At 41.7% G+C, this 7,899-nt stretch carries 7 protein-coding genes; all 7 read right to left on the bottom strand.

The features are described from left to right. Positions 1 to 1,120: YSIRK-type signal peptide-containing protein (locus SST62_RS0109855; protein WP_029942746.1), on the bottom strand; the 1,120-nt coding region annotated here is incomplete at its 3' end. 376 nt (positions 1,121 to 1,496) lie between these two features. Further along, positions 1,497 to 3,452 carry a PTS fructose transporter subunit IIABC gene (locus tag SST62_RS0109850; RefSeq protein WP_029187222.1) on the bottom strand — a complete coding sequence of 652 codons (1,956 nt, stop codon included), beginning with the start codon at positions 3,450 to 3,452 and terminating at the stop codon, positions 1,497 to 1,499. Then, positions 3,449 to 4,360 carry a 1-phosphofructokinase gene (pfkB, locus tag SST62_RS0109845; RefSeq protein WP_029187221.1) on the bottom strand — a complete coding sequence of 304 codons (912 nt, stop codon included), beginning with the start codon at positions 4,358 to 4,360 and terminating at the stop codon, positions 3,449 to 3,451. The genes SST62_RS0109850 and pfkB overlap by 4 nt, the downstream gene beginning before the upstream one ends. After that, complete coding sequence (locus SST62_RS0109840; RefSeq protein ID WP_029187220.1) at positions 4,357 to 5,106, bottom strand: DeoR/GlpR family DNA-binding transcription regulator; 750 nt, start codon at positions 5,104 to 5,106, stop codon at positions 4,357 to 4,359. Before SST62_RS0109840 ends, pfkB begins: the two co-directional genes overlap by 4 nt. A 357-nt stretch (positions 5,107 to 5,463) precedes the next feature. Continuing rightward, positions 5,464 to 6,546: a pyridoxal phosphate-dependent aminotransferase gene (locus tag SST62_RS0109835; RefSeq protein ID WP_029187219.1), complete on the bottom strand. Its 1,083-nt coding sequence runs from the start codon at positions 6,544 to 6,546 to the stop codon at positions 5,464 to 5,466. Positions 6,547 to 6,576: 30 nt separating this feature from the next. Beyond that, the gene (trmD, locus tag SST62_RS0109830; protein WP_029187218.1) at positions 6,577 to 7,302 is read right to left on the bottom strand and encodes a tRNA (guanosine(37)-N1)-methyltransferase TrmD; all 726 of its coding nucleotides are present in this window, start codon (positions 7,300 to 7,302) and stop codon (positions 6,577 to 6,579) included. Next, complete coding sequence (gene rimM, locus SST62_RS0109825; RefSeq protein WP_029187217.1) at positions 7,292 to 7,810, bottom strand: ribosome maturation factor RimM; 519 nt, start codon at positions 7,808 to 7,810, stop codon at positions 7,292 to 7,294. Before rimM ends, trmD begins: the two co-directional genes overlap by 11 nt. Positions 7,811 to 7,899 lie beyond the last annotated feature (89 nt).

The following is a 7,899-nucleotide window of genomic DNA, read 5'->3' as shown; positions in this document are numbered from 1 at the left end:
AAGAAGCTGGTACTTCTGACTCCGCTGGGATTTCAGGTTGCTCTGATACAACTTCTTTCTCTGGCTGTTGTGGTGAATCAGATGAAGAATCACTTGGGACAGTAGAGCCTACTGGTTGATTAGGATTAGCTCCTTCTGATGTCGGAGTGACCGGTGTTTCTGAGTCATTTGGAGTATCGGAAGCTGGTTCTCCTGACGTACTTGATTCAGTTGTTGAATCGGATTGGTCAGAAACAGGACTTTCTTCCGTAGTCGGAGCTTCAGGAACATTTGATTCCGTTGAAGATGAAGATTGACCCGACTCAGACTCTTTTTCTGGTGTTGAAGAAGCTGGTTCGTCTGATGTACTTGATTCAGGCGTTGAACCAGATTGATTAGAAGCAGGACTTTCTTCTGTAATTGGAGATTCAAGATTCTCTTCAATGCTAGTCGAACCAGGTTTTTCCAATCGTTTAACGGATTCATCAACCAAGGTATTTGGTAATGTTAATTCACTCGACGACTTCTGTTCATCGATAACTGCTTCAGTTACTGTGACTGTCTCAGAATTAACATCCCCCTCTAAAATAAAACCTACAAATTCATGCTGATCTATAGAAATCACAGCTTGTGGTAAAACTTCCCCTACGGCAAGGGTAAATTGCTTATCGAAACCAGAGAGGCTACCTGTAGAAATTGCTGCCACCGAAAAACTACCTGTAGCAGTTAAAATAATCAAACTCCTCACAAGTCGCTTTTTCCTATCTTTTGTAAAGGATATACCAATAATCAATAACCCTAAGCCAATAAAGCTACTTGCAAAAGGCAACGTACTTCCTGTTTGAGGTAAATTGACCTTTGGACGATAGACCATATAGTAAGTATGGGTATTCCCTACCTGCCTTGCTGGCATGGTCGCCTGAATTCGTGCCTTCTCATCCGATGTTAATTCTGAATAAAGAACATATTTATAGGAAATCTGTTCTCTTGCTATATTGGTCTGGGCAAGTACAGGTAATTCTGCACTAAAAACCTCGTTGGGTATAGTATATAAGAGCCCAGTCATGCCAATGATAACAGAGGCAACACCTAGATTAAATTTACGAATTGAAAACTTAGTTTGTTTTTCTTTCCAAAACATATAAAGCTCCTTCGTTTGTTTCTTCTTTGTTATAAGTATAGCATATTTTTCTAAAAACCCACCCTTTTATCCTAAAAACATTTCAATATACATTTTATTTAGAGTTACCTAATTCCTGACAGATGTATTCCTCAGCGCACCCGTTCATCTAGCAAGAAAAACAACTCATACTCTTCGAAAATCAAAATTATCCGTTGGCAAGACCCTTGATGAGTGAAAAGCTCCGGTGGAGCTTTTCAGCCTGTTACCTTGAAACAAGATAGTAACAGAGTTCTATCCTCGGCTTCATTGCCATTTCCTATGCTATTTTTGATTTTCATTGAGTATCATTTCCAAAGCTATCAAAAAACCTTGCCTGAAGACAAGGTTTTCCATATTATTTTGATTGACGAAGTACTCCATAGAGGACACCTGACACTACTGCACCGATTGCTACATAAGCAAGATAAAGCAAGGGGTTAGATGTCAAAGCGATAACGAAGATACCACCGTGTGGAGCCATCAGTTGAATGCCTGACAAACCAACCAAGGCACCTGCAAGAGCAGAACCAGCAATAAAGCTTGGGATTGCACGAGCTGGGTCAGCAGCACCAAACGGAATAGCACCTTCAGTGATGAATGAAAGACCCATAACGATGTTTGTCAAACCTGAGTTACGCTCTTCTTGTGTGAATTTGTTTTTGTAAAGAAGAGTTGCTACGAATACTGCCAACGGTGGAACCATACCACCAGCCATTACCGCTGCCATGGCAACAGAACCACCATCAGCAACAGTTGCTGCAAGTGTACCTGTACCGAAGACATAAGCTGCCTTGTTGACTGGACCACCCATATCGACTGCCATCATACCACCGAGGACAAGGCCAAGGAGAATAGCAGAGCTACCTTCAAGACCTGCAAGGAAGTTGTTCATACCAGTGTTGATAGCTGCCATTGGGATGTTAACGAAGAACATCAAGAAACCAGTAATTGCTGTTCCCAAAAGTGGCAAGAGCAAGATAGCGTTCAAACCTTGAAGTGATTTTGGAAGGTTGCGCAAAGCGTTGCGAAGAACGAGCACTACACCACCAGCAAGGAAACCGCCGACAAGTGCACCCAAGAAACCAGATGATACACCAGCAAGAGCAAGCGTTTCTTCACCACCAGCTGCGTAAGGAATTTTACCAAACGCAAGACCGCTGCTAGCGATTGCACCAGCTACGAAACCTGCCACCAAACCTGGTTTTTCAGCGATTGAGTAAGCAATGTAACCTGCAAGAAGTGGCAACATAAAGCCGAAGGCTGCTCCACCAATCTTCATGAACATTGCTGCGATTTCATGGTAAGAACCAAGACTACCAAGACTGTCTTGCGGCACACCTAGAGCTCCATCGAATAGGAAGGCAAGTGCGATTAAGATACCGCCACCGATAACGAATGGTAACATTTGAGAAACACCACTCATCAAGTGTTTATAGAATGCTTTACCAAGACTGAGTTTTTCAGAAGATTCCACTGTAGCAGCTCCTTCTGTTGCTGTATATGCAGATGCTCTTCCATCCAAAATGATGTTAATCAATTCTTCTGCTTGTTTGATACCAGCTGCAACTGGACGAGATACCAACGGTTTACCATTGAAACGAGGCATATCAACAGCCTTATCTGCTGCGATGATAACACCTGCTGCTTTCTTGATATCTTCAGCGGTTAGTTTGTTTCCAACACCTGAAGCACCGTTGGTTTCAACTTTGATATCAACACCCATCTCAGCAGCTTGTTTCTTAAGTGCTTCTTCTGCCATGTAAGTATGAGCAATACCTGTTGTACATGCTGTAACAGCAACGATAAATGGACGGTCACCACTTGGTGCTGCAACCACTTCTTCAACTGCCTTATCTGCGGCTTCAGCTGTATCGAAGACTGCAATCACTTCTTCAGGATTTGTTGCCGCACGAAGTCTATCAGCAAATCCAGCTTTCATCAAGTATTTTGATAGTTCAGCAAGGGCAGCCAAGTGGGTATCGTTAGCACCTTCTGGAGCCGCAATCATGAAGAACAAGTCAGTTGGTTGACCATCAAGACTTGCGTAGTCAACACCCTTGTTTGATTTTGCAAAGAGAACAGTCGCTTCTTTTACAGCAGCATTCTTAGCATGTGGCATTGCGATACCGTCGCCAAGTCCTGTTGTCGTTTGTGCTTCACGGTTCATAATACCTGTTTTGAATACATCAAAATCAGTCACATAACCTTTGTCAACCAAGCTAGTAATCATTTCATCGATGACTGCTTCCTTGCTTGTCGCTTGCAAATCAAGCAACATGACATCTTTTCTCAAAACGTCTTGAATTTTCATAGTGTTTCTACCTCAACTTTTTCATAAGTTTCCTTAATAAATTCGATACTTGCCAAATCGTCTGAAAAGGCTGTTGCCGTACCGCAAGCAACTCCCCATTTGAGAGCTTCGATTGGGTCTTGTGAGCGAACATATTCGCCAGTAAATCCTGCCACCATGGAATCTCCAGCTCCGACAGAATTTTTCACTGTTCCCTTGATTGGTTTGGCAAAGTAAGTAGCTGCTGGAGTGGCCAACAAAGCCCCATCCCCTGCCATAGAAATGATAACATTCTGAGCTCCCATATCTAAGATTTTCTTAGCATAGGTCTCGATGTCTGCAATGCCATTCAACTCGACGTTGAAGATTGCTTCAAGTTCATGGTTGTTTGGCTTAACCAAGAGTGGTTGGTGAGCAAGTGAATCCAGAAGTGTTTGGCCTTCAAAGTCACAGACAACTTGCGCTCCTGCTTTTTTCGCCACGGGAATCAGCCTATTGTAGACTTCATTTCCAAGACTAGCTGGAGCAGACCCCGCAAAGACAACGGTGTCTTCCTTGGTCAATCCTGCTAAGACCATTTCTAATTCGGCCAACTGTGTATCTGTCACAATCGGACCCAAACCGTTGATTTCTGTTTCTTGGTCAGCTTTGATTTTCACGTTAATACGTGTATCTTGATTAACCTGAACAAAATCAGTATCAATTCCTTCGGCAATCAATCCATCTTTGATGAACTGACCTGTGAATCCCCCAAGGAAACCCGTTGCTGTATTCGGATAGCCCAAGCGCTTCAAAACACGGCTAACATTAATTCCCTTACCGCCGGCATACTTATCGTCGCTCTCCATACGATTGACACTGCCCGTCTCGACATGTTCTAAACGAACGATATAGTCAATCGCTGGATTGAGCGTAACTGTATAAATCATACCTCGATTACCCTCGTTTTCTCTTTTATGATGTCCAACAAACTGCTTTCTGAAGATTGGCAGATAATGTTGGATTTTTCGATTGCCGCAACTTTAACAAAGGAGAATTGACCAATTTTAGAAGCATCTGCCAAAACATAGCTTTCTTTGGCATTGTCTATGATAGTGCGTTTGATGGTCGCTTCTTCAATATCTGGCGTTGTAAAATAGTTTTTATCAATACCATTCATCCCCAGAAATGCCTTATCAAAATTGAGCTGTCGAATTTGTTCCAATGCTACTGCTCCAACGGAAGCGTCTGTTGATTGCTTAACAAAACCACCTATAATGATTGTTTTTATCTTGCGTTCAACTAATCTTACCGCGTGGTGGATAGAGTTGGTCACGACTGTCAGATTTTCCTGTTGAAGATAATCAATCAGTACCCCTGTGGTTGTGCCTGCATCTAAGAAAATCACATCTCCGTCCAAAATCAGTTGAGCTGCTCGTTCAGCAATCTCTCTTTTTTCTTGAACGTTTTTGACAGATTTTTCTAGAATAGACTCTTCCAATTGCAAATTGGCGGGTGCTTCTGCTCCGCCATGCACTCTTCGAAGTTTGCCTTCATTTTCTAGTTCATCTAAATCCCTACGAACAGTAGATTCAGACGTTGCTAGAATCTCAACTAACTCTTCCAATCGGACGAATTGCTGAGCCTGAATGCGTTCTAAAATGACTTGTTTGCGTTCTGATTTGAGAATGTTCAACACCTCCTGCAATCGTTTACAAAATCCATTATACACTAAAAAATATCATTGTCAATCATTTTCTAGCAAAATCTTTCAAAAAATGTCAATTTTCTTCAAAAAAATGCTGGGCTTAAGCCCAGCTCTACTACCCTGAGTTCGTGTCAACATCTCAGCGCAGTGGTTGATTGGCAAATTTGTTCGTGTTTCACACTCCAAATCTGACCATTACGACTGTTGCGAACAAAGTTCGCTACATCTCCAACCTCAAACTGTCTCCCAGACAGTTTGAGCTGTGCGGGGTGGGAGTGAAACAGTCTGGGGATAGACTGTTTCAGCTCAACAACTTAAAACAAAAAATTGTTGACGAACTCTTTTTTAGACTAGTCGAGTTCTTTCCCACTCCCCATTTTCTATCACTGATTTGATCATCTCTTTAATCATAGCCATCTCTTCTGGTCTTCCAATAGATAAGCGAATATATCCTTCTAATTTACCTGTTGGATAATATTTGAAATTCCAATCCTGTGCCAAGGCATGCTGATAAAATTCTTCTGCCCACGGTGCTTTAAACGTTACAAAACTAGCATGACTAGGTAGAACTTGACAGTTATCTAACCCTTGCAAGAATAAAATCATTTCTTCTCGCAAATTCTGAATTACTCCCACTGTTTCTAAAACTTTGTCTGTATAATTCAATGCAACAGCTGCCATTTTTGCAGTCAAGTTTGACAAGCTGAATGGGGGAATGACCTTGTCCAATTCATAAATTATCTCTTCGCTTCCTACCGCAAAACCAACTCGTAAACCTGCTAGACCGAAGGCCTTTGATAAAGTCCGTAAAACTAAAACATTGTCAAATTGTTGCAGACGACTGATGAAGCTATCGACATTTGCAAATTCAATATACGCCTCATCTACAACGAGTAGCCCTTTAAAAGAATCAGCCAATTTCTCCAAATCTTCTAGCGAATAGGCTACAGACGAAGGATTGTTTGGATTAGACAGCATGATTATCTTTGCATTGCTTACCTCTGCACGCGCCAACAGGCTCTCCACCGGCAAAGCCAATGTTCCATCTTTTTCAATCAGGTCAATAGCTTCAAACTGGCTACCATGCATGTGATTATAGGTTTCATACATGAAGAAGTCTGGATTGACAGTCATAAAAGTATCATCCTTTTCCATAAAGGTGGAAACAATCATGTGAATAAGGTGATCAGAACCCACACCTACTGTTACTTGTTTGGGATTCACTCCAATATAGGCCGCATATTTCTCAATCAGTTCGGAGTAAGTGTTATCACCATAAAAGCTTAATTGACTGACATCCAAATTTTCCAAGGTCTCTTGTGGCAAAAAGGACCAATCAATGATACGATTTTCGTTATTTCCTAAATCAAATCTTGCCTTTTGTTTGATTTTATAAGGTTGGTAGTGTTCAAATACCTTGCGTTTCATCATTTCTCCTTCTAGCAAGAAAAACACAGTTTAATCAACTGTGTCTTCTGCTTTGATTTTCTCAAAAATAGTTAATTCTTCAGTTGTAAAATTATAGTTTTCTAACAAGTCTGGACGACGTTGATAAGTTTTGCGTAGACTTTCTTCCAAACGCCATTTACGAATATTTTCATGGTGACCGCTCATTAATACATCTGGAACTACCATTCCACGATACTCGTATGGTCGGGTGTATTGAGGATATTCCAATAGCCCTGATGAAAAACTATCATCCGTATGACTGACTTCCTTACCAATAACCTCTGGAATCAGGCGAACGGTAGCATCAATCATGGTCATAGCTGCCAACTCTCCGCCTGTCAGAACATAATCCCCGAGAGAAATTTCATCTGTCACCAAGGTCTTAATCCGCTCATCATATCCTTCATAGTGACCGCAGATGAAAATCAACTGCTCTTCCTGAGCCAATTCTTCGGCATAGGCTTGGTTAAACGTTTTACCAGCAGGATCCAACAAGATAACACGTGGCTTGGTTTGTTCAATGCTATCCATGGTATCAAAAATTGGCTGGGCACGGAGTAGCATTCCTTGGCCACCACCGTATGGCTCATCGTCCACATGGCGAGCCTTTTCAGCTTTCTCTCGGAAATTGTGGTAGTTGATTTCCAACAAGCCCTTGTCACGCGCCTTGCCCACAATAGAGTGTTCTAGAGGTGCAAACATCTCAGGGAAAAGGGTCAAAATATCAATTCTCATCGTCTAGGCCCTCTAGCAATTCCACATCGACACGATTATTTGGAATATCAATGTTCAGGACAACAGGCGGAATATAAGGCAAGAGCAGGTCTTTCTTCCCTTTGCGTTTGACAACCCAGACATCATTGGCACCTGGTTGCAAGATTTCCTTGATTTGTCCGATCAACTGGTCATTTTCATAGACATCCAATCCGATAATTTCATGGTAATAAAACTCGCCGTCTTCGAGATCGGTCAAGTTTTCCTCGGCAATTTTCAAACTAAAGCCCTTGTATTTTTCAATATCATTGATATGGTACATGCCCTTAAACTTGATAATATCAAAGTTCTTAGCCTTGCGGTGACTAGCAATTTCAACTTCCATGACAAACTGGTCTTTGTCATTAAACAAGGCCAATGTTGCCCCTTTCTTGAAGCGTTCTTCAGCAAAATCGGTCACAGACAAAACACGCATTTCTCCTTGCAAGCCTTGGGTATTGACAATCTTTCCTACGTTAAAATAATTCATGACTTCTCCATTTGATTTTCTATCCTTTTATTCTAACACGACGAAGACATTTTCTCAAGTAAGGAAAAAGCCGGATGCCTCCGACTTTC

The organism is Streptococcus suis YS56 (assembly GCF_000440115.1).
Taxonomy (GTDB): domain Bacteria; phylum Bacillota; class Bacilli; order Lactobacillales; family Streptococcaceae; genus Streptococcus; species Streptococcus suis_L.
Note: the sequence above shows the minus strand (reverse complement) of the source record. Positions and strands in the feature narration are given on the sequence as shown.

Excerpts from the sequence above, each read along its gene's own strand:
- SST62_RS0109850 (WP_029187222.1), bottom strand. The coding sequence starts at position 3,452 with ATGAAAATTCAAGACGTTTTGAGAAAAGATGTCATGTTGCTTGATTTG.
- rimM (WP_029187217.1), bottom strand. The coding sequence starts at position 7,810 with ATGAATTATTTTAACGTAGGAAAGATTGTCAATACCCAAGGCTTGCAA.
- pfkB (WP_029187221.1), bottom strand. The coding sequence starts at position 4,360 with ATGATTTATACAGTTACGCTCAATCCAGCGATTGACTATATCGTTCGT.
- SST62_RS0109835 (WP_029187219.1), bottom strand. The coding sequence starts at position 6,546 with ATGAAACGCAAGGTATTTGAACACTACCAACCTTATAAAATCAAACAA.
- trmD (WP_029187218.1), bottom strand. The coding sequence starts at position 7,302 with ATGAGAATTGATATTTTGACCCTTTTCCCTGAGATGTTTGCACCTCTA.